General features: G+C 28.6%; 19 protein-coding genes and 1 tRNA gene. 13 read left to right on the top strand and 7 right to left on the bottom strand.

Annotated elements, in window-relative coordinates; genetic code table 11:
• Positions 1-2: 2 nt before the first annotated feature.
• Together adhE and ACZ5RS_RS11555 are read right to left on the bottom strand one after the other, a co-directional pair.
• Positions 3-2675: a bifunctional acetaldehyde-CoA/alcohol dehydrogenase gene (adhE, locus tag ACZ5RS_RS11560; protein ID WP_464635585.1), complete on the bottom strand. Its 2673-nt coding sequence runs from the start codon at positions 2673-2675 to the stop codon at positions 3-5.
• 357 nt (positions 2676-3032) lie between these two features.
• Positions 3033-3635, bottom strand: a complete 603-nt coding sequence (locus ACZ5RS_RS11555) for a hypothetical protein (RefSeq protein ID WP_464635583.1) — start codon at positions 3633-3635, stop codon at positions 3033-3035.
• A gap of 172 nt (positions 3636-3807) precedes the next feature.
• Between ACZ5RS_RS11555 and ACZ5RS_RS11550 the strand changes: the two genes are divergently transcribed.
• The gene (locus ACZ5RS_RS11550; protein ID WP_464635581.1) at positions 3808-4518 is read left to right on the top strand and encodes a response regulator transcription factor; all 711 of its coding nucleotides are present in this window, start codon (positions 3808-3810) and stop codon (positions 4516-4518) included.
• 21 nt (positions 4519-4539) lie between these two features.
• Positions 4540-6048 (top strand): sensor histidine kinase, encoded by a 1509-nt coding sequence (locus ACZ5RS_RS11545; RefSeq protein WP_464635580.1) that lies wholly within the window; start codon positions 4540-4542, stop codon positions 6046-6048.
• On the opposite strand, the gene yfcE is transcribed toward ACZ5RS_RS11545, so the two are convergent.
• Positions 6031-6564, bottom strand: coding sequence for a phosphodiesterase (yfcE, locus tag ACZ5RS_RS11540; protein WP_464635578.1), 534 nt, complete (start codon positions 6562-6564; stop codon positions 6031-6033). The genes ACZ5RS_RS11545 and yfcE overlap by 18 nt on opposite strands.
• Before the next feature lie 111 nt (positions 6565-6675).
• Between yfcE and ACZ5RS_RS11535 the strand changes: the two genes are divergently transcribed.
• Positions 6676-6747, top strand: a tRNA-Val gene (locus ACZ5RS_RS11535).
• Positions 6748-6943: 196 nt separating this feature from the next.
• A complete protein-coding gene (locus ACZ5RS_RS11530) occupies positions 6944-8158 on the top strand; it encodes an NADP-dependent isocitrate dehydrogenase (RefSeq protein ID WP_464635576.1) in 1215 nt (404 codons plus the stop codon).
• A 60-nt stretch (positions 8159-8218) separates the two neighbouring features.
• Here ACZ5RS_RS11530 and ACZ5RS_RS11525 read toward each other — a convergent pair whose 3' ends face one another.
• On the bottom strand, positions 8219-9859 hold the full coding sequence (locus ACZ5RS_RS11525; protein WP_464635574.1) for a B12-binding domain-containing radical SAM protein: 1641 nt from the start codon (positions 9857-9859) through the stop codon (positions 8219-8221).
• Positions 9860-9991: 132 nt separating this feature from the next.
• On the opposite strand from ACZ5RS_RS11525, the gene ACZ5RS_RS11520 reads away from it, so the two are divergent.
• Both ACZ5RS_RS11520 and ACZ5RS_RS11515 read left to right on the top strand, forming a co-directional pair.
• Positions 9992-11917, top strand: coding sequence for a YgiQ family radical SAM protein (locus ACZ5RS_RS11520; protein WP_464635572.1), 1926 nt, complete (start codon positions 9992-9994; stop codon positions 11915-11917).
• Between the two features lie 65 nt (positions 11918-11982).
• A complete protein-coding gene (locus ACZ5RS_RS11515; RefSeq protein WP_464635570.1) occupies positions 11983-13008 on the top strand; it encodes a branched-chain amino acid aminotransferase in 1026 nt (341 codons plus the stop codon).
• A 112-nt stretch (positions 13009-13120) separates the two neighbouring features.
• On the opposite strand, the gene ACZ5RS_RS11510 is transcribed toward ACZ5RS_RS11515, so the two are convergent.
• Positions 13121-14416 (bottom strand): NCS2 family permease, encoded by a 1296-nt coding sequence (locus ACZ5RS_RS11510; protein ID WP_464635568.1) that lies wholly within the window; start codon positions 14414-14416, stop codon positions 13121-13123.
• A 327-nt stretch (positions 14417-14743) separates the two neighbouring features.
• Here ACZ5RS_RS11510 and ade point away from each other — a divergent pair, with 327 nt between their 5' ends.
• Positions 14744-16480 carry an adenine deaminase gene (ade, locus tag ACZ5RS_RS11505; protein WP_464635566.1) on the top strand — a complete coding sequence of 579 codons (1737 nt, stop codon included), beginning with the start codon at positions 14744-14746 and terminating at the stop codon, positions 16478-16480.
• Positions 16481-16535: 55 nt separating this feature from the next.
• Here the strand turns inward: ade and ACZ5RS_RS11500 are convergent, their stop codons facing one another.
• Together ACZ5RS_RS11500 and ACZ5RS_RS11495 are read right to left on the bottom strand one after the other, a co-directional pair.
• Positions 16536-16961: a helix-turn-helix domain-containing protein gene (locus tag ACZ5RS_RS11500; protein ID WP_464635564.1), complete on the bottom strand. Its 426-nt coding sequence runs from the start codon at positions 16959-16961 to the stop codon at positions 16536-16538.
• Positions 16922-17350, bottom strand: coding sequence for an AraC family ligand binding domain-containing protein (locus ACZ5RS_RS11495; RefSeq protein ID WP_464635562.1), 429 nt, complete (start codon positions 17348-17350; stop codon positions 16922-16924). The genes ACZ5RS_RS11500 and ACZ5RS_RS11495 overlap by 40 nt, the downstream gene beginning before the upstream one ends.
• A 290-nt stretch (positions 17351-17640) precedes the next feature.
• Here ACZ5RS_RS11495 and ACZ5RS_RS11490 point away from each other — a divergent pair, with 290 nt between their 5' ends.
• From ACZ5RS_RS11490 to ACZ5RS_RS11465, 6 genes are all read left to right on the top strand, one after another.
• Positions 17641-18468: a polysaccharide deacetylase family protein gene (locus ACZ5RS_RS11490; RefSeq protein WP_464635560.1), complete on the top strand. Its 828-nt coding sequence runs from the start codon at positions 17641-17643 to the stop codon at positions 18466-18468.
• Between the two features lie 267 nt (positions 18469-18735).
• Positions 18736-19104 (top strand): winged helix-turn-helix domain-containing protein, encoded by a 369-nt coding sequence (locus ACZ5RS_RS11485; protein ID WP_464635558.1) that lies wholly within the window; start codon positions 18736-18738, stop codon positions 19102-19104.
• Complete coding sequence (locus ACZ5RS_RS11480) at positions 19097-20128, top strand: FecCD family ABC transporter permease (protein WP_464635556.1); 1032 nt, start codon at positions 19097-19099, stop codon at positions 20126-20128. Before ACZ5RS_RS11485 ends, ACZ5RS_RS11480 begins: the two co-directional genes overlap by 8 nt.
• The gene (locus tag ACZ5RS_RS11475) at positions 20125-20895 is read left to right on the top strand and encodes an ABC transporter ATP-binding protein (protein ID WP_464635554.1); all 771 of its coding nucleotides are present in this window, start codon (positions 20125-20127) and stop codon (positions 20893-20895) included. The genes ACZ5RS_RS11480 and ACZ5RS_RS11475 overlap by 4 nt, the downstream gene beginning before the upstream one ends.
• A gap of 2 nt (positions 20896-20897) precedes the next feature.
• Positions 20898-21545, top strand: coding sequence for a hypothetical protein (locus tag ACZ5RS_RS11470; protein ID WP_464635552.1), 648 nt, complete (start codon positions 20898-20900; stop codon positions 21543-21545).
• Complete coding sequence (locus ACZ5RS_RS11465; RefSeq protein ID WP_464635550.1) at positions 21545-22621, top strand: ABC transporter substrate-binding protein; 1077 nt, start codon at positions 21545-21547, stop codon at positions 22619-22621. The genes ACZ5RS_RS11470 and ACZ5RS_RS11465 overlap by 1 nt, the downstream gene beginning before the upstream one ends.
• The last annotated feature ends 119 nt before the right edge of the window (positions 22622-22740 follow it).

Raw genomic sequence — 22740 nt, 5'->3', positions numbered from 1 at the left:
ACTTATGCTTCTTCGACCCATTTTTTACCATAGTAACAATCAAGGTATAATTGTTTAATTTGGCTAATCAATGGATATCTTGGGTTAGCACTAGTACATTGGTCATCAAAAGCATTAACTGATAATTCATCAACTGCTGCTAAGAATTCTTCTTCATCAACACCCCATTCTTTTATGGATGCTGGGATTCCCAACTCTTTCTTTAAACTTTCAATAGCATCAATTAATGCTTCAACTTTATCCTCTTGTGTTGCATTTTCTTTAATATGTAGGAACTCAGTATTTGCTTGTTCATTAGCCTTCATATTTAAGTAATCTGCAAGACGAGCATAACGGCTTATTGCTGATGGGTAAGTATATTGAGGGAAAGCCGCTTGTTTAGTTGGATTATCTGTTGCATTGAAACGAATAACATTAGTTAAAAGTAAAGCATTAGCCATACCATGTGGAACGTGGAATTTTGCACCTAGTTTGTGAGCCATTGAGTGACAAACACCTAAGAATGCGTTTGCAAAAGCCATACCTGCAATAGCTGAAGCATTATGTACTTTTTCTCTTGCAATTACATTATCACCATGGTGATATGCTTGTGGTAAGTATTTAAATATAATTCTTGCAGCCTCTAGTGATAAACCATTTGTATAGTCCGTACTCATACAAGAAACAAGTGCTTCAATAGCATGAGTTAATACATCAATACCACATGCAGCGGTTAGTCCTTTAGGCATCCCAACTGCAAGTCTACTGTCAACAATAGCCATAGAAGGAGTTAAAGCATAGTCAGCAATTGCATATTTTGTTCCAGTCTTTTCATCTGTAATAATTGCGAATGGAGTAACTTCAGCACCAGTACCACTAGTTGTTGAGATACAAACCAATTCAGCTTTTTTACCCATGTTAGGGAAGGCATAAATTCTTTTTCTAATATCCATAAATCTTAGAGCTAAACCTTCAAACTTAACATCAGGGTTTTCATATAATAACCACATTATTTTTGCAGCATCCATTGGAGAACCACCACCTAATGCAATAATTACATCTGGTTGGAAGTGTTTTATTTTTTCCATTGCTACAGAAATTGTACCTAAAGTTGGATCTGGTTTTACTTGGTGGAAAATTTCTGATTCAACACCCATTTCATTTAATTGATCAGTTATTAAATCAGTCATACCACTATTAAATAGATAGCTATCAGTTACAAGGAAAGCTCTCTTTTTGTCTTTTAATTCTTGTAAAGCTACTGGTAAACAGCCGTATTTAAAGTAAATTTTTGAAGGAACTTTGAACCATAACATATTTTCTCTCCTTGCAGCTACAGTTTTTACGTTTAATAAATGTTTAGGACCAACGTTTTCACTTACACTGTTGTTACCCCAAGAACCACAACCTAAAGTTAGAGAAGGTTCTAGTCTAAAGTTATAAATATCACCGATAGCCCCTTGAGAGGTTGGCATGTTAACAAGAACACGGCTTGTTTTTAGTACTTGTCCAAAATGGTCAATTTTATCTAATTCTTTTTCATTTACATATAAAACACTAGTATGACCAAAACCACCTAGAGCTACTAGTTCTTCAGCCATGTCAGCACCTTCTTCAAAGCTATTACATTTGAACATACCAAGTACTGGAGATAGTTTTTCATGTGCAAAAGGTTCACTAAGAGTAATTTTTGAACATTCCCCAATAAGAACTTTTGTTTTTGGAGCTACACTGAAGCCTGCAATTTCTGCAATCTTTGCAGCTGGTTGACCAACGATTAATGGATTTACTGTACCACGCTTAGGATCTATGATAACTTTTCTAATCTTATCTTCTTCTTCAGCATTTAAGAAATAAGCACCACGGCTTAACATTTCATCTTTAAATTCTTTATAAACATCTTTATGACAAACAATTGCTTGTTCTGATGCACAAACAACACCATTATCAAATGTTTTACTCATTAGAATTGAACTAACAGCCATTTTAATATTAGCTGAACTATCGATTAATGCAGGAGTGTTACCAGCACCAACACCAATAGCTGGTTTACCTGAAGAATAAGCTGATTTAACCATTCCAGGACCACCTGTAGCTAAAATAATATTAATTAATGGATTTGTCATTAAATAGTTTGTTTTATCAATACTAGGTTCTTTAATATAAGAGATAATATCTTCAGGAGCACCTGCTTTAACTGCAGCTTCTAAAATAATTTGTGCAGCATGATTAGTACAGTCTTTTGCTCTTGGGTGTGGGCTAAAGATAATAGCATTACGAGTCTTGAGAGCAATTAAACTTTTAAAAATAGCAGTACTTGTTGGGTTAGTTGTAGGAATAATGCCACAAACAACACCAAGTGGTTCAGCAACTTTTTGAACTCCAAAACCACCATCTCTTTCAATTATTCCACAAGTGATATCATCTTTATATTTATTAAAGATATATTCAGAAGCGAAATGGTTTTTAATTACTTTATCTTCAACAATACCCATTTTAGTTTCATTAACAGCTTCTTGTGCTAGTGAGATACGTGCATTGTTAGCCGCGATAGCAGCTGCTCTAAAAATTTTATCAACTTGTTCTTGTGAATAGGTTGCATATTTTGCTTGAGCTTTAGCTGTTTTTTCGATCATACTTTGTAATTCAAGTTGACCAGGGAAAAGTTCTTTGGTTTCTTTTGTCTTAGTTGCCATTTTTTTCTCCATGTTTTTAAATTTATCTTCTTAAGATGTTTGCAATATATAAAAATATATCGATTAGGTCAATAGAGTTTGAAAAAATAAGTGAAGTATTTTAAAATTTTAATATAAAATATGTAAATATACCAAAATAATATAACTATTAGTTAAATTAAAAATAAATATAATGTATTTTTTATGAAATAAAATACTAATTAGAATATTAAATGTAATTATATAAAATTAATTTAAGAATATTTTTTAGTCATTTTAAAGACGAATGTATCTTTTTTCTGTAAATAAAACTTATTATTTAAGAAAAATTTTTAAACTTATAGGACAAGTTTAATTGAAAAACAAGAATGAATTAGATTAGCTAAGTTTTACTTTATAGCCTAGAGAAACACTAAGATTATTTGGATTTATATTTGCAATTAAATTTAAGTCGTGCCTTAATTTTGCATTGTAAATATTTGAATAAATTACAGCATCAAGAGCTTGAATTGTATGTGAGATTGCTTCAATAACAGCAGTATAAATTAATGCTGTTGTAAAATAACTATAATCAGATGAAGTATTGCTAACTGAACCAACAAATCCTTCAGTAAATCCATAAATTAATGCAATTGATATTCCAGTCCCAATTATTGTAGCATCACAGAGAAAATAAATATTTTGGCTAACTGCTTTTCCTTGAGCTTTAGATCCGCTACCAAATCCCAATAATAAAGCTTTTACTGTAGGCATTAATGTTGGTATTTTATTTTCATTATAAAATAAGTTTATATCAGCATTTAAATCTAAATTATTAATTTCTAATTTCAAATCATTATAATATGGATATCTCTGATTTTTAGTATCTTCTTTAATTTTTTGTGTTGTATCAATTATTCCTATAGCAAAATCAAGAGGAGAAGAGAAAATCGGATTTAAAAACACAAAACAAAATAAGAAAAACAGTAATATTTTTTTCATTATATAACCTCTTAATATATGGTAACATTTTATTGCGATATGTAAATAATAATTTTATAATCAAGGTGAATATATATGTGTTTTATGTGTCGTTGGTTCAATTGTTTTGTATTAACTCAAATAATGTACTATACTTTTAAAAAGAATAATATTTATAAAAAGGTTAGTTTCTATGGAAAGTGAAGAGAACAAATTAATTTATATCATTGAAGATCATCAAGTAATTGCAAATGGTGTTAAGCAGTATTTGGAATTTAGTAATTTAAATTGTGAAGTATTTTATAATTTAGAAACCGCAAAAGAAGCTTTTGTGAAAAAACTTCCTGATTTATTGATTCAAGATGTTATGTTACCCGATGGAGATGGTTTTTCATTTGTCAAAGAACTAAGAAAAAAATATAATTTCCCAGTTATTTTTATGACAGCAAGAGCTGAGGAGTCTGATAGAATATTGGGCTTTGAAATTGGAGCTGATGACTATATTACTAAACCTTTTTCTCCAAAAGAATTAGTATTAAGAGTTCAAGCTGTATTAAGAAGAACAGGAGATGTAAATCCAAGTGTTAAAGATGAGACTGTCTTTAAGAAAGATGATTCAAAATTATTTATAGACAGAAATGCTCATTCATTAAAAGTTGATGATAATGAAGTTATATTAACAGCAGCTGAATGGAGAGTATTACTTTGTTTAATTGATAATGCACATTTATTAGTATCTAGAAATAAGATATTAGATGAATGTTTTAATTATTCAAGTGAGTCTTATGAAAGGATAGTAGATACTCATATAAAAAATATTAGAGCTAAGCTTTATAAAGGCAATTGGATTGAAACAGTAAGAGGTTACGGATATCGATTTGTTGGTGTTGAAGAATCTAAGTAATATTAGAGAGACTTTTTAAATATGAAGAAATTATTTGGGCGACTATTTATTTCAATATTAAGTGTATCATTATTTGTGCTTGTCTTTGTTATGTTTTTTATAACTCTCTTTTTTATTCGAGCATCAAGACAATGGTCTGCTAATTCCTTTAATGATTTCAGTCATAGGCTAGCTATTTGTTTAGCTCAAAATACTGAGCCCGTTGATATTTCAACTTTAATTGAAACCTCCCTTAATTGTTCTTTAGAAGATAACAGAATTAGTGGATTAATCTTTAGAGATAAAGAGGGTAAAGTTGTTTATTCTTTTGGAAAAACACAAATAGGGGACAGTTTATCACAAAGACCTGATGATAAAGATGTTGATTTAAATGAGATTGTTTTAGATTTAAATAATAAACCTTCAACAGAATTTAAAACTGTTGTAACGACAAGTCCAATTAATTTGATTCAAACTAAATACTTAAATAATAATTTATTTGTAGATTTGATACATTTATCTAGCTCTGATAGCATTTTTGAAAAAAGAGAAATTGAAGTCCCAAGTGGTGTTGAAGATAGTTTTATAACAGGCTCTATTATGATTATGGAAAATGATGAGTTTTCCTATGCTATAGATGTTTTAGTTTTCACTCCAACAACTTATAAATATAGTAAAGATATATTTAGTATTGGTGGAATTTGGCTTTTAGCTATTGTGTTAATAGCTTTACAATTTTCATTGGTTTTAAGTTATCATTTCTCAAAACAAATTGAAAATTATGCAAAAGGGTTAAAAAAAGCATTATTTAAATTATCAAAAGGTGAAGAAAACGTAGATTTACCACAATATAAAGTTGAAGAGTATCAAGATATAAACAAGGCTGTTAAATTATTAGATCGTGATTTAAGTTTAAATAGGAAAAATAGAAAAGCCTGGCTTAGAAATATTACTCATGATTTAAATACACCTGTTACTTCTATGCAAATTTTACTCGATGGTGTTGAAGATAAGATTTTCCCATTAAATGAAGAAACAATTTCTTTATTAAAGAAAGAACATTCAAGTCTATCAAAGAGAATTAATAGAGTTGTTTTATATGCTTCCTTACAAAGTCCTGATAAAGAGATTATGTTATCAATCTGTAGTACTGCTGAAATAATAAGTGCTCTAAAGAAAGTTGATTTAGATTTTTCTAGAGTTAAATTTGTTGAATATAGTAAGATTGTTGAAGTTGATTATTCTACTATTGTTTTAGCTGTTTCTTGTTTGATAGAGAATGCTCTTGAATATGGAAAGGGTGAGGTTTTGGTAGAATTATCTCGTTGTGAAATAAAAGTAACAAATAAAGGGCATTTATTAGATAATGTTGCAATTTTTGAACCATGGGAGAGAGGCGATAAGAGTAGAACTAGTGGCGGAAATGGCCTAGGTCTCTCAATTGTACATGAAGTAATGAGACTTCATGAAGGTTCAATAAAATTAAAAAATATAGACGATAAAGTTATAGCAACTTTAAAATGGGAAAAACATTTAAATAGTTTGATCTAAAATAATGTTTTTATCAAAATCATAAATTGTAAACCTATTATTTTCATATATCATATAAGAATTATTAAATCCACCTTTTGCAAGGGATATTGATCCTGGATTAAAATGATGAGTTTTATTTTCAGTTATCTCATATAATGGTATATGAGTGTGTCCACTTAAAATTACGTCATTTTCATTAGTTTTTGGATATGGATGATGTCCATGAACTAAAGTAAAAGTTCTATTATCAATAAATAGTTTTGCACTTTCACTTAATATTTCAAAATCTAAAACCATTTGATCTACTTCTGCATCACAATTGCCTCTAACAGCAATTATTTCTTTTGCTAAATCATTTAATAAAGCTATAACTTTTTTAGGGTCATAGTCCTTTGGTAAATCATTTCTAGGTCCATGATAAAGAATATCTCCTAATAGGAGAATTTTATCAAACTTCTCATTTTCATAAATATTTATAAGACTTTTTGCATAGTAGTAGCTACCATGAATGTCTGAGGCTATTAATAATTTCATAGCCTAATTATATAGCAATTATAATATATTATTTCAAGTATTATAATTTATGACTTGCACTTTGTTGCACTTTGTGGTATAAAATCAAAGGTTCTCATTTTGAGAACATTTGGGGCCGTAACTCAGTGGGAGAGTACCACGTTGACATCGTGGGAGTCGTTGGTTCAAATCCAATCGGCCCCATTTTTTTATGCCCATTCATTTTTTCTTTAATAGTTTCAAAATTATAATTGATAAATCAATAATATTATTGATTTTATTCTTTCTATAGAATATAAATTTATAAAGTATATATTTTATAATTAATTATATTTCTTCTTCACAAGATTATAAATAAACTTTATCTTATTAGAAGTAAATATATTTAGGAGGAAATATTTTGGATAAAATCAAAATGACTACACCCTTAGTTGAATTAGATGGGGATGAAATGACAAGAATCCTTTGGAAGATGATAAAAGATGAATTAATTTTACCTTTTGTGGACTACAAAGCAGAGTATTATGATTTAGGATTAGTACATAGAGAAGAAACTAAAGATGCGGTCACTTATGATGCAGCTAATGCAATAGCAAAATATGGAGTAGGTGTAAAATGTGCAACTATTACTCCAAATGAACAGAGAATGAGTGAATATAAGCTAAGTGAAAAATACAAAAGCCCTAATGGTACTTTAAGAGCTATTTTAGATGGTACAGTATTTAGAACTCCAATTTGCATAGATTCAATTAAACCTGTTGTAAAAAACTGGAAAAAACCAATTACTATTGCTCGTCATGCTTATGGCGATGTATATAAAGCTACAGAGTATAGAGTTCCTGAAGAAGGAAAAGCAGAATTAGTATTTACTGATAAAAATGGTAATGAAAAATTTAGAGAAACAATTTATGATTTTGAATGCCCTGGGGTTATTCAAGGAATGTATAATAAAGATTCTTCAATAATCAGTTTTGCAAGATCTTGTTTTGCTTATGCACTTGATGCTAAAGAAGATTTATGGTTCTCAACTAAAGATACAATTAGTAAAAGTTATGATCATCATTTTAGAGCAGTTTTTGAAGATGTTTATGAAAAAGAATATAAAGAAGCTTTTGAAAAAGCCGGCATTACTTATTTCTATACATTGATTGATGATGCTATTGCTAGAGTTATTAGAAGTGAAGGTGGTTTTGTTTGGGCTTGTAAGAACTATGATGGGGACGTTATGAGTGATATGGTTTCAACAGCTTTTGGTTCTTTAGCTATGATGACAAGTGTTTTAGTATCTCCTGATGGAAAATATGAATATGAAGCAGCACATGGTACTGTTACACGTCACTATTATAAATACTTAGAAGGTCAAGAAACTTCAACAAACCCAATGGCAACAATTTTTGCTTGGTCTGGTGCATTTAGGAAAAGAGGTGAGTTTGATAATAATGAACAATTAATTAAATATGCTGATTCATTAGAAAAAGCTTGTTTTGATACATTAAACAGTGGTGTAATGACTAAAGATTTAGTACATTTAGCTGAAGGTCTTAAGACAAGAAGTGTTAATTCCTCTGAATTTATTAAAGAGATTAGAAAAAACTTAGAAGCTATACTAAGTTAGTAAAAATAAAAAATTATTAAAACAAAAAAATTCTTGGATACTTTTTAGTATCCAAGTTTTTTAATATTCAATTATATCAATATTTCCATATTCACCAACTATATAATAATTTTTTGGCTTTTTGAAAGGCTTATTAGTTTTAACAAAATTTTTAATATTTTGATTATCTAAATAACTTAGTTTATTTGGAGTGTAATTTAGAGATAATATAGGAGATTCTCCGACTTCAAGGTAGTAAGCTAAGCCTTGATGCATTTCAATATAGGAAAGCAAAGCTTTTTCTAGATAAAGTGCTCCATGCCTTGGTAATGAATCTTTAATAAAAGCATCTTGTAGTTCAAAAATATCAATATTTTCAATTTCTTCTTCATTATAATTATTTTCTAAGAAATCAATAAAGGATTCAAAAATGGCACTTGGTGTAATATCAAAAGCATCTGAAATTACTTTCATAAACATTACTGCTTCACCCTTTGTATAGAATAAATCACATCCTTTTTTAATTTTGAGAGCTTTTTTAATATCATCAAGTTTAAAACTAGGATTTTGAATTAAAGTATATGGGGATTCTTTATTATATTTGATTTGATATTTATCAATTTCATCATATATTTTTGTACCAGGTAATAGAGAGAGTAAGAAAATATCAATATTACTGGGTTTGCAAAATACTGTAAAATCTAAACTTTCTTTAAATTTAGCTAAATTATCATTAGGTAGACCTATGATTAAATCAAGCCCGTAAACAAGATTTAATTTTTCTAATATTGAAATCTTTTCTTTAAATAAATCTAGTTTAAAATTTCTATTCACTGTTTTTAAAACATCACTGTGAATACTCTGAAGTCCAATTTGAAGAGAACAGAAAATTTCACTAAAAGCTTTAGCAATATCTTCATCTATTAATTCTGCTCTAATTTCAAAGGTAAAGTGTATATCTGGTGCTTTCTCTTTTATAAGATTTAGAATTTTTATAGTTCTTTTTTTATCAATGTTAAAAGTTGGATCTAAGACAAAAATATCTTTTATTCCCTTCCTTACAATATAGTTTAATTCAGCTTCTATTCTTTCAAAAGGATAATTTCTAACAGTTCTAAGCCCTTTGGATTCAAAGCAAAAGCCACATTTAAAAGGACATCCTCTAGTCATTTCCCACAGGATTGAACAATTCTCATCTAAGAAAGGATCGCAAACTTGAGTTAAAAAAGGAGAAGAAAGAGAATCTAAATCCACATTATCAGATAAAGAATAAGTAGGGTTTTCTTTTGATAGAATACCTTTATGTATTAATGGTTCACCATTTATTAACTTTTTTAGAGCAATAATAGTTGTTTCTTCACCCTCTCCAGATACTAAAAACCTATATAAATTTAAATTAAAGCTAGTTGCATTTGCACTTATCTCACTTCCTCCAGCAAAGATAATTATATTTTTATTTAAGGCTTCTAATTCTTTAGTAAAGCTATCAAACCAATCTCTATTCCAGAGATAAATTGAAAGTCCTATAGCATATAAATCCTTATTTGCAAGTTCTCTTGCAATTTGTATTGGATTATCTTCCAAATCGTAAAGATTCGTTTTTACAGTAATTATTGAGTTTAACTCTTTATCATTTTTTATAGCAGATTCTATACATAGAGCTCCTAAAGGAAATGATAGATTTGATTTCTCAATTGCAGTTGATATTAATAATATATTCACAAAATCAACATTAACAAAAAAAGATAAACATATAAAGCTAAAAGTATTTATTTTATTAATGTTTTGTTTTATTATTTGTTGTTTTTTTGATAATATATAAATACTTTAAAAAATAGTGAGAAATTAAATAAATTGAAAAGAGAATTATTTTTACCAACTACAAAAGAAGATATGTTAAATAGAGGTTGGGATTATGTTGATGTTGTAATGATTAGTGGTGATGCATATGTTGATCATCCATCCTTTGGCGTGCCTTTATTAGCTAGATTGTTAGAAAGTAAAGGTTATAGAGTAGGCATTATAGCTCAACCAGATATCAACAATAAAGAAGATTTTCTAAGATTTGGTAATCCTAGACTTTGTGTAATGATTGGTGGTGGAAATATTGATTCAATGGTCTCTCACTATACAAGTGCAAATAAAAAAAGAAGTAATGATTATTATTCCCCTGGTGGTAAAGCTGGTTTTAGACCTGATAGAGCAACAATTGTTTATACTACAAAAGCAAAAGAAGTTTTTGAGAAAAATGTTCCTATAATTATTGGAGGTATTGAAGCTTCTTTAAGAAAATTTGCACATTATGATGTTTGGAGTGATAAAGTTAGACATTCATTAATCTTAGATTCGAAGGCTGATTTATTAATTTATGGAATGGGGGAACTAGCTACTTTAGAAATTGTTGATAGACTTAATAATGGAGAAACTATTGATAATTTATATGATGTTATTGGTAGTGTAGTTTCTTTCTCTCAAAAAGCTTTTGAAGACATTAAAGATAAAATTAAATATCCAATATTTGAATTGCCTAGTTTTGAAGAAGTTAGTGATAGAGATAAGAAAAGTAATATTCCAAGTGAAAATGGTAAGTTAAATTATGCCAAGGCTTTCCAAATGCAAATGCTAAGAGAAAATCCAATGAGAAAAGAATGTCTAATTCAAAGCTCAGAGAAAAGAATTGTATTGAGAAATCCTGTTCAAAGGCCTTTGACTACACAAGAGATGGATATGGTTTATGAATTACCTTTTACAAGAGTTTCTCATGTTGATTATGATAAAGATGGTGGAATCCCAGCATTAAATGAAGTTCAATTTTCTATAACTAGTAATAGAGGTTGTTATGGAGCTTGTTCTTTCTGTGCAATAACTACTCATCAGGGTAGAATGATTCAAGTTAGAAGTAAGGAATCTTTAGTCAGAGAAGCTACTTTACTAACTAAATTACCTAATTTCAAAGGTTATATTCATGATTTAGGTGGACCAACTGCAAATTTCCAAGCCCTTGCTTGTGATAAACAATTAAAAAGTGGTCCTTGTGATACAAAGCAATGTCTATTTCCAGTGCCATGTAAAAATTTAAAAGATTCCCATTCTCGCTATTTAGATATTCTTGAAGCTATAGAAAAAATAGATGGTGTTAAAAAAGTATTTATTAGATCTGGTATTAGATTTGATTATTTAATGAGAGTATGTGATGAAAAGACTAAAAATAGATTTTTAAAACATTTAGTATTAAATAATGTAAGTGGTCAATTAAAAATTGCTCCAGAACATGTAGATCCAAAAGTTTTAGATATTATGGGAAAACCAACAGTTGATGTATATGAAGAATTTATTAAAGCCTTTAAAGATACAAATGAAAAGTTTAATAAAAAGCAATATACTATTCCTTATTATATTGCTGCTCATCCAGGTTCAACTTTACAAAGTGCAATTAATTTAGCTCTTCATACAAAAAAAGAAGGTTTTGTGCCTGATCAAGGTCAAGAATTCTATCCAACCCCTTCAACAGTATCAACTTGTATGTACTATACAGGATTAGATCCAAGACCTAATAGAAATTTTGAAAAAGTATATGTACCTAAAGGTAGAGAGAAAAAATTACAAAGAGCAATATTACAATATAATAAGGTTGAAAATAGGGCTTTAGTACTAGAAGCTTTAAGAAAAGCAAATAGAATGGACTTAGCGAAAGTATTGCTATCAGACAATAAACAAAATTTGTATAAAAATAGAAAAAATATACGAAAAAAACCTAATAAAAATCATAAAGTAAATTGACAGTTCTTACCTAAGTGATTAAAATTCTTGAAAAAGCGTAGTTTTTTCGACGCTTAGGAGCAATTATGGAAAAGAAAGATATTAATTGGAGTGCTTTAGGTTTTAAATACACTAAAACAGAAAAAAGATATGTTGCTCATTGTAAAAATGGACAATGGAGTAAAGGTGAGCTAACTGAAGATGAAACAATTACACTAAATGAAAGTGCAGGTGTTTTCCAGTATGCTCAAACATGTTTTGAGGGTTTAAAAGCTTATACAGCAAAGAATGGTAAAATTGTAGTATTCAGACCTGATTTAAACGCTCAAAGAATGGCAGATACATGCAAAAGACTATGTATCCCTGAATTCCCTAAAGAAATGTTTCTTGAAGCTGTAGAACAAGTAGTAAAAGCAAATGCTGCTTATGTTCCACCTTATGGAACTTCTGCTTCATTATATTTGAGACCATTTATTATTGGTTCTTCTCCAGTTATTGGAGTTAAAGCTTGTGAAGAATATCAATTCAGATTGTTTGCTTTACCTGTAGGTCCTTATTTTAAGGGTGGATTAAATCCAATTAAAATTATGGTAAGTGACTATGATAGAGCAGCACCAAATGGAACTGGTAATATTAAAGCTGGTTTAAACTATGCAATGAGTTTATATCCTGGTTATTTAGCTAAATCAAAAGGTTATGCTGAAAATATGTATCTAGATTCAAAGACTAGAACTTATGTTGAAGAAACTGGTGGTGCAAACTTCTTATTTGTAACTAAAGATAATAAAGTAGTAACACCAAAAAGTGAAACAATTTTACCTTCAATTACAAGAAGATCTCTTTTAGTTGTAGCAAAAGATATTCTTGGTTTAGAAGTTGAAGAAAGACCTGTTAAATTTGATGAAGTTGAAGATTTTGCTGAATGTGGTTTGTGTGGTACTGCTGCAGTAATTTCTCCTGTTGGTCTTGTACATACTGAAGAGAAAGATATTATCTTTAATGGTGATCCAAATAAAGTCGGACCAATTACTAAAAAGCTATATGATACCTTAACTGGAATTCAATTGGGAGATATTGAAGGTCCTAAGGGCTGGATAAAAGAAATTCTATAATAGGTAATATATATATTTTTTGTTTAGGAGTGCATTAGCACTCCTTTTTAATTCTCATAAAGGCATAAAAAAACTCTAGGCAAATACCTAGAGTTTCTTTCTTTCAATGTAATTAAGCAGAAATAACTGTTAATAAAATCTTTATTAAGAATAAAGCAGTAACAACCCAAGTCATTGGAGTAATTTGTTTTGTTTTTCCTGTAACAAGTTTTAATACTGTGTAACTTAAGATACCGAACATAATACCATCAGAAATTGAGTAAGCTACAATCATCATAATGATACATAAGAATGCAGGAACTGCTTCTGTAATGTCATGGAAATCAATTTCAGTAACAGGAGTAATCATTAATACACCAACAATGATAAGAGCTGGAGAAGTAGCAGCAGATGGAATAGATCCGAAGATTGGTTCTAAGAACAATGAAATTGCAAATAAAATAGCAACAACAACTGCAGTTAAACCAGTTCTACCACCAGCAACAACACCTGAAGAAGATTCTACGAATGTTGTGATTGTTGAAGTACCTAAGATAGCACCAACAGTAGTACCAATAGCATCAGCAAATAAAGCTTCTTTACAGTTAGGGATTGAACCATCTTTTTGAATCATGTCAGCTTTTGTAGCACAACCAATTAATGTACCAACTGTATCAAACATGTCAACAAATAAGAATGTGAAACATACTACAACGAAATCTAATGAAAGCATGTGAGAGAATTCAAATGGGAAGAAATATGGTGCTGAAGGTAAGTAAGAACCACCTGCGTATGAAGTAACTCCGAATGGGATACCAATAACAGTTGTGATTAAGATACCATAAAGCATTGCACCCTTAACACCTTTAGCCATCATGAAAGCAATTATTACTAAACCGATCATAGCAACTAATGGAGCTCCTGAAGTCCAAGCTGGATTTAAGTGTACTAAAGTTGCACCGTCTGCAACGATAATACCAGCATTTTGGAAACCAATGAATGCGATAAATAATCCGATACCAACAGAAATAGCTTTTTTCAAATTGCTAGGAATACTATTTACGATAGCTTCACGAACGTTAAATGCTGTTAATAAGATAAAGATAATACCTTCAACAAATACTGCTGAAAGAGCAAATTGCCAAGTCTTACCCATACCTAAAACAACGGTGAAAGCTAAGAATGCGTTTAAACCCATACCTGGAGCTAAAGCAAAAGGTAGATTAGCAAGTAATCCCATTACTAATGTTGCAAAAGCACCTGCAATTGCAGTAGCGGCAAAAACGCGAGAGAATTCCATACCAGCAGCTGATAGGATACCTGGATTAACAGCAAGGATGTAAGCCATTGTTAAGAAAGTGGTTACACCAGCCATAATTTCTGTACGTACATTTGATTTTCTTTCTGAAATTTTAAAGAAATTGTCCATTAATGCACTCCTTATATTTAGTGATTGTCGTTACCATTATATAGTATAACTATCAATAAGTACAGAAATATTTTTATAAATGTTGCACCTTGTTGCCATATAAAGAATTATAGTATATTACAGTATTTATATGAAATATTTCGTTAAAATTAAAAAAAATATATTATTATTGTAGTAAATATAAATGATAAAAAAAGACATTTTTTTTGTTTTTTGGGAGTTTTTGTTAAATTTTAATTAATTTTCCTTGTGAAATTTAATAAATAGATGTTAGAATATTAGACAATTTAAAGAAATGAATAAAACAAGTAATTGGAGAAAAATAATATGGATAAAAAAGAAATGATGGAATTAATTGATGTTTCATCAAAAAGAAAAGTCGCTGATCTTTGTATAAAAAATGCAAAAGTTGTTGATGTTTTTAATAGAAATGTTTTTGAAAGTGATGTTTTAATTATTAAAGATAGAATCGCAGGCTTTGCAAAATGTGGGTATGGAAAAGCAAAAGAAATCTTTGATGCAAACTTTTCATATATGATTCCTGGATTTATCGATTCGCATGTCCATATTGAATCTTCTCACTGCACTCCTGAAGTATTTTCAAATTTATTAGTACCTAATGGAGTTACTACTGTTATAGCCGACCCTCATGAAATTTGTAATTGTCATGGTTTAGACGGATTAGATTATATGCTTGAAGCAAGTGAAGATTTGCCTTTAAAAGCTTATTTTATGGTTCCAAGCTGTGTCCCCGCTACGGACTTTGAACATAGTGGTGCAATTTTAGATGCAAAAGAAATAGCAAAAAGAATAAATTGTGAAAGGGTTCTTGGTCTTGGTGAAATGATGAATTATCCAGGAGTTATAAATAATGATGAATCTGTAATTGATAAAATTCAATTAGCACATGACAATAATAAAATAATTGATGGACATTCTCCAAATGTTTATGAAAGCGATTTAGATGCTTATTGTGCAGCAGGGATAAAAGATGATCATGAATGTGCTACAAAAGAGGATTTGGAAGAAAGAATTAGACGTGGTATGTATGTAATGTTAAGAGAAGGGACAGTTTGTAAAGATGAAGTTAATCTATTAAAAGGTGTAACTGAGGCAAATTATAGAAGATGTCTTTTCTGCACTGATGATAGACAAGTTGAATCATTATTAGAATTAGGAAGTATTAATAATAATGTAAGATTGGCTGTAGAAAATGGTTTAGATCCATTCATTGCAATTTCAATGGCAACAATTAATAGTGCTGAATGTTATAATTTGAAAGATTTAGGTGCAATTGCGCCAAGATATATTGCTAATTTTTCTTTAACTCAGAACTTAAAAGATTTTAATATGGATTATGTTTTTGTTAATGGTAAATTAGTTGCAAAAGCTAAAAAAATGATTGATGAAGTTCAAATAAAACCAATTCCAGATAAAGTAAAATCTAAAATGAGAGTTAAAGATTTTAGTTTGAAAAGTTTAGAATTGCCTTTGAAATCTAGTAAAGTTAGAACAATGGAAATAGTCCCTGGTGGAGTAGTCACTAAAAAAGCTGAATCTATAGTTGAAATTGAAAATGGTCTCTATAAATATAGTGATGATGATATTTGTAAGATTGTTGTAGTTGAAAGACATAAAGCAACTGGAAATTATGCTGTAGCTTTATTAAAAGGGTTTGGACTAAAACAGGGTGCAATTGCAACAAGTGTTGCACATGATTCTCATAATATTATTGCTGCTGGTAAAAATGATGAAGATATATATTTAGCAATAAATAAATTAATAAAAATTGGAGGAGGAATGACAATTACATTAGATAATAAAGTTATTGATTCCTTCTCACATCCTATTGCAGGATTAATGAGTGATCAAAATGCTGATATTGTAGCAAAAAGACTGAATGAAATGGTAATTAAAGCTTATGATAATTTGGGCATTAGTAAAAGCTTAGATCCATTTATGACCTTATGTTTTATGTCTCTTCCAGTAATTCCTGAATATAAAATAACTGATATGGGATTATTTGATGTAACTGAATTTAAATTTGTTGATTTAGAATTGTAAATAATAATTGTTAGTATATTAAACCGTTGAGATAGAATATTATTTCAACGGTTTTTTATATTCTATAGTCTGAAGGCTTTTTACCTGTGACTTTTTTAAATGTATTATAAAAGTGAGATTCGTATTGATATCCCAGCAATAATGATATTTCTTTATAAGACAAATCAGTAGATTCAATAAAATTAATAGCTTTTTCAATTTTTAATTTATCTAAATATTCATGAGGAGATAATCCCGTTTCTCTTTTAATTATTCTATATATTTGTGAACAACTAAGCGATACTGTATTAGAAATATCTTGGATTTGATAATTATTTCTAACAGTTGAGTGCATAATTCTATCTATTTCTTTAAATTTATTTAATTTTGTTTTTTTAGTTTTGTAATAACTTTTTTCTTTTATTAAGTTGCCGAAAATTTGATAACATAATCCCTCAATTATCAAAGGAGAGTAATGTTCATTACTAACTTCTTGGAACATAGATTCGAAATAAGAAGTAATATAAGAAATGTCATGATCAAAATTATATGTAAATTTGTCTTTCCCAAAACTCTTTCAATATATTTTTTAGCTTTATTTCCTTTAAATCCTACCCAATAACAAGTCCAAGGATCCTTATCATCCGCTTTATAAATTACAGGAGTGTTTGGGGGAACTAAAAAACAATTTTGTTTATTTAGAGTATATGTTGAATTATTTACAGTATAGATTCCACTACCACTAACTACATAATGGAGAATATAATATGTTCTCCAGTCATGGCCGAATGTAAATCCTGGTTCATTATGTGATAGTCCTACATTGATAACGGATAAATCAGAATCTTTATAAAAATCACCATCTTCAAAAAAAAAGTCAAAGCCTTTCATGGTTTCTTACCTCAATAAATTTTGTTTTGTAATCCATTTTATTAGTAAAAAATGCATGAAATATATAATAAAATGAACGATATAATTATATACATTTTTCCCTTGAATGGTAATATAAATAATATGTAAATATATTATAAATATCACTTTTGAGCCTTAAATTAACGATTAGAGAAAAAATAATTAGATTGATCCATATGTTGTTCTCTAATTTTTATAAATTTTAAAGATAATAAAAGACTCAATTTTGATTTAAAAATATAATTTAATTATTATTAAAGAAGGCTTTTATGGTTTATAAAAATTGTTTTCCTAATGGTTGTAAAAAAGCATTAACTTTTAGTTTTGATGATGGGATAGAACAAGATTTACATTTACAAGAAATATTTAGAAAAAATAATAGCAAATGTACATTTAATCTTAATTCAGAGATTATGGGACAAAGAAATTGTTTTTTATATAAGAATGTAATGGTATCAAGATTAACAAAAGAACAAGTTAAGGATAATTATTATGATTTTGAGATTGCAAGTCATGGTAGTGTGCATCCTTTTTTAGAAAAAATGTCTGTTGAGGGAATTATTTCAGATATTATTACTGATAGAAAAAATCTTGAAGCTATAGCAAAATATCCTGTTAGAGGATTTGTTTATCCCTATGGGACTTATAATCAAACGGTTATAGATACTTTAAAAGCTTTAGGTGTTAAATATGCTAGAACCATTAAAGATACCCATAATTATGAAATTCCAACAGATTTCTTACAGTGGCATCCAACCTGTCACTTTGAAGATGAAAAAATCTTTGATTTAATTTCAAAATTTATTGAATCAAAAGAAGATTCCTTAGAATTATTATATATTTGGGGCCATTCTTATGAAATTGAGTCAGATAATATGTGGAATCATATAGATAAGATTTGTAGTATTTTTAAAGATAGAGAAGATGTTTGGAAAGCTACAAATATGGAAATCTATAATTATCTAAAAGCTTTAGATCAATTAGAATTTACTTATGATCAAACAATAGTAACAAATCCTACTTCATTAGATTTATGGATCAGCGTTGATGATAAGATCAAATGTATTGAAAAAGGGAAGACACTCTATATTGAGTAAAATATATATGTGCTTATTAACAAATTAGAATAAGATAATTGTATTTAGTAATTTCTTGTTCAAGGCAACTATTATAAAGTTTTTATAATAGTTGTTTTTTATGTAAATGTAAAAAAAATATCTTTAAATTTACCTTTATTGAATAAAAAATATAATGGAATAAAAATAATCAAAAAATGCAATAAAAAACCTTTCTTTTAATTAAAAGGTATGGTATTATCAACCAAGTTGTTTTAAAAAACAATTCGGTTGAGGTGTTTAATATTTATGAAAGTTCCAAAGACAAAAGACAATAATAATAACATTGAGGTTAGAGTAAGATTTAGTTGTGAAAAATTTTATTTTGGTCCAGGTGCTGCACGTTTACTTGAGTTAATAGACAAAGGGGAAAGTGTTAGTAAAGCTTGTAAATTAATGAATATGTCTTATTCGAAGGGCTGGAAAATATTAAATATCATAAAAGATGAAACCGGTTATGACGCTGTAATTAGACAACAAGGTGGGATTAACGGGGGAAAAACAATCTTAAGTGAACAAGGTAAAGCTTTATTAGAATCTTTTAGAAATCTTGAAAAAGATATTAAAGAATATGCAAAAAATAGATTTGATCAATATTTAGAGGAAAATGATGACTAGAAAAGATTTTAGAAAACATTTACAACATCCTAAAGTAATAATATCTTTATTTGCAATTTTATTTTTTGTTATATTTTTTGCTTCATTTTTTATTGGTAGATATCCAATAAAACCATCACAATTAGTTTTAGTCTTGTTATCAAGAGTTTTTAATATTGAACCTACTTGGTCAAAAACAGTTGAATCAATAATTCTTAATGTAAGATTGCCTCGTATATTAAGTTCAGCAATAATTGGAGCAGCTCTTTCTCTTTCTGGTTTAAGTTATCAAGGAATGTTTAAGAACCCAATGGTATCTCCTGATGTTTTAGGAACTAGTGCAGGAGCTGGCTTTGGTGCCTCTTTAGCCATTTTATTTGGCCTATCATATTTTACAATTAGCTTTATAAGTTTTGCTTTTGGTTTATTGGCAGTGATATTAGTAACTTTTATTAGTTCAAAAATTATGAATCAAAGAACACTTGCATTAATTCTAGGTGGAATAATGATAAGTTCTTTATTTTCGTCTGCGACTTCTTTTGTAAAATTAGTTGCTGATACTGATAATACATTACCAGCAATAACATATTGGTTAATGGGCTCTTTAGCATCTGTTAGAAAATCAGATGTATATTTTCTTTTGATAGTAACAGTAATAGGTGCAATTCCTCTTTTCTTATTGAGGTGGAAATTAAATTTATTAACACTCGATGAAGATGAAGCTATGAGCTTAGGAATTAATACTATTTTATTAAGAAAAATTGTTATAGTTTGTGCAACTTTAATGACTAGTGCCTCAATTTGTGTAGGTGGGCATATTGGTTGGATAGGTTTAGTAATTCCTCATTTTACAAGAATGGTAGTTGGTTGTGATTATAGAGTATCTCTTCCTGTATCAATTTTGATGGGATCATCATTTTTGATGTTAGTAGATACAATTAGTAGAAGTTTATTAACTAGTGAAATTCCAATTGGTATTTTAACTTCCTTTATAGGTGCACCATTTTTCTTATACCTCATGATTAGGGAGGCAAAGAAAGTATGAGTTTAAAGGTTGATAATTTAAGTTTTAGTTATGCAGATAAAAAAATATTAGATGAAATTTCCTTTGAAATTAATCCTGGGGATTTTGTATGTCTTCTAGGTAGAAATGGAGTAGGGAAAAGTACTTTATTTAAACTATTGCTTGGTTTTTTACATAAAGCATCTGGCCAAATATTAATTGATGATAAACCTTTAGAACATTTTAGTAGGAAAGAATTAGCTAGAAAAATTGCATATATTCCTCAATATACAACAAGTGCTTTTAATTATACTGTTTTTGATACTGTTTTAATGGGAACTACTTGTAGATTAGATACATTAGGCTCTCCTAAAGCAAAAGAGAAAAAAATAGCCTTTGATGCTTTAAAACAATTTGAAATAGAACATTTAGCCCATAAAAATAGTGATGCTATTAGTGGTGGTGAAAGACAGTTAGTTATTTTAGCTAGAGCTGTAGCCCAGGGTTCTAAGATTTTAATTTTGGATGAACCAACTGCAAATTTAGATTATGGTAATCAAGTTAGAGTAATGAAAACTATATCAAAATTAAAAGAAATGGGTTATGCAATTATTTTATCAACTCATAATCCTGAGCAGGCAATGTGGTTTAGTGATAAAGTTATGTTACTTGATGATAAAAAAGTATTAGCTTTTGGAAATACTCAAGAAGTTATTAATGAAGAGTTATTAAAGAAAATTTATTCAATTGATATTGATTTGATAGAAAAAGATGGCAAAACCTTATGTGTGCCAAGAATTGAGGAATAGCTATGTTTAGTTGGAATGAGAAAAATATTAATTGGTTTAGTTCAAGTGCCAAAGAGACTGATTTTCATAAAAAATTAGCACAGCAAATAATACCTTATATAAATAAAGATGATTCGCTTTTGTCTTTAGGTAGTGGTTTGGGTTTTCTTGAGAGAGAGTTATCTCCATATTTAAAAAAAATGGTTTTAATAGATAATAATGATGTTGCAATAGATTTTTTAAATAAACATAAATTAAAGAATCAAACAATAATCAATACTGATTGGAGTAAATATAATAAAAAGGCTGATTATTTATTACTTTCATTTTTTTCTAGGATGTATATAAACGATAGTCTTGATGACTTTTTAAAGTTAGTTAATAAAAAAATTTTTTATATAGTTAATCAAAGACATTGTAATGATGGTGAAGTTGAATCCTATTTAAATAAGAAAAAAGCTAATTATTCTTATAAAAAGATTCAATTAGATTTTAATCAAGTATTAAAGAAAAGTGAAATTAATGATTATTTAAATCAATATTATTCTCAGGTGACTGAAGAAAAAAAAGAGAAGTTATTACAAAACTTTAAACCTTATAAAGATGATTTAGTAGTCTTTAATAATAGAAAAAAAATAATTTTATTCATTATAGAGAAAGGAGATAAATAATGAAGAAAAAAATAATATTTGTTCTTTTTTCTTTGCTTTTAGCTAGTAGTCTTCTTTTTGCAGAAGGTCAAAAAGAAAACTCATATATCCAAAAGCAACAAGAAACAAAAATATTCGTTGACTCCCTTGGTAGAGAAGTTGAAGTTCCAACAAATATTGAAAGAGTTGCTCCATCAGGAAATTTATCACAACAGATAATTTATTCAATCGTTCCTGACGAAATGGTAGGTTGGGGTTCTCGTCCTACTGCTGAGATGCAAAAATATTTTAAACAAGAAGTAGTTAATAGACCTGTTTATGGTGCTTTTTATGGTAAAAAAGCAAACTTAAATATGGAAGCTTTATTAGTTGCTGATCCTCAAGTTGTTGTTGATATTGGAGAAATAAAAGGCTCTGTAGAAGAAATGACTAAAGACTTAGATGATTTACAAGCAAAGTTAAATATTCCTGTTGTTTTTATAGCTTCATATTTAGATGATATGGGGTCTACATACCGTGCTTTGGGTGATTTATTAAACAAAAAAGAAGCAGGGGAAGAAAGAGCTGAATATTGTGATCAAACAGTAAATGAAGCAAAAGAAGTTTTAGCAACAATTAGTGAAGATACAAAACCTACAATCTATTATGGTACTGAGCAAGATGGATTAACATCATTCCCTAAAGGAAGTTTCCATACTCAAGTATTCCCTTTAGTTGGTGTTAATAATATTGTTGAAGGTAAAGGTAATTCAATAAAAGTAAGTCCTGAACAATTAATTATTTGGGATCCTGAATATATTATTTTAACTGGAGAAGGCGGTTATGAATCATTCTTAAGTGAAGATAGTCCTTTTAAAGACTTAAAGGCAATTAAGGAAAATCATATTTTTGTAATACCTGAAGGGCCCTTTAACTGGATAGATAGACCACCAGCCATGAACAGAGTTCTAGGTATGAAATGGTTAGGAAATTTAATTTATCCTGATAAATTTAATTATGATGTAAAACAGGAAGCAAAAACTTTCTATAGTTTATTCTATAATTATGATTTAAGTGATCAAGAACTTGATGAACTTTTAAAAAATTCAATTAGATAAATATTTTGCTATTAAAGGAATGAAAATTCTTTTAATAGCTTTTTTTTATATATAATTAAGTTTTAATTTTTTATATATATTGCAAACATAATTAATTCATAGTATTTTTTTAATAACCT

It is taken from the genome of Pleomorphochaeta caudata (assembly GCF_055395745.1).
This window is presented reverse-complemented; position numbering and strand designations above follow the sequence as displayed.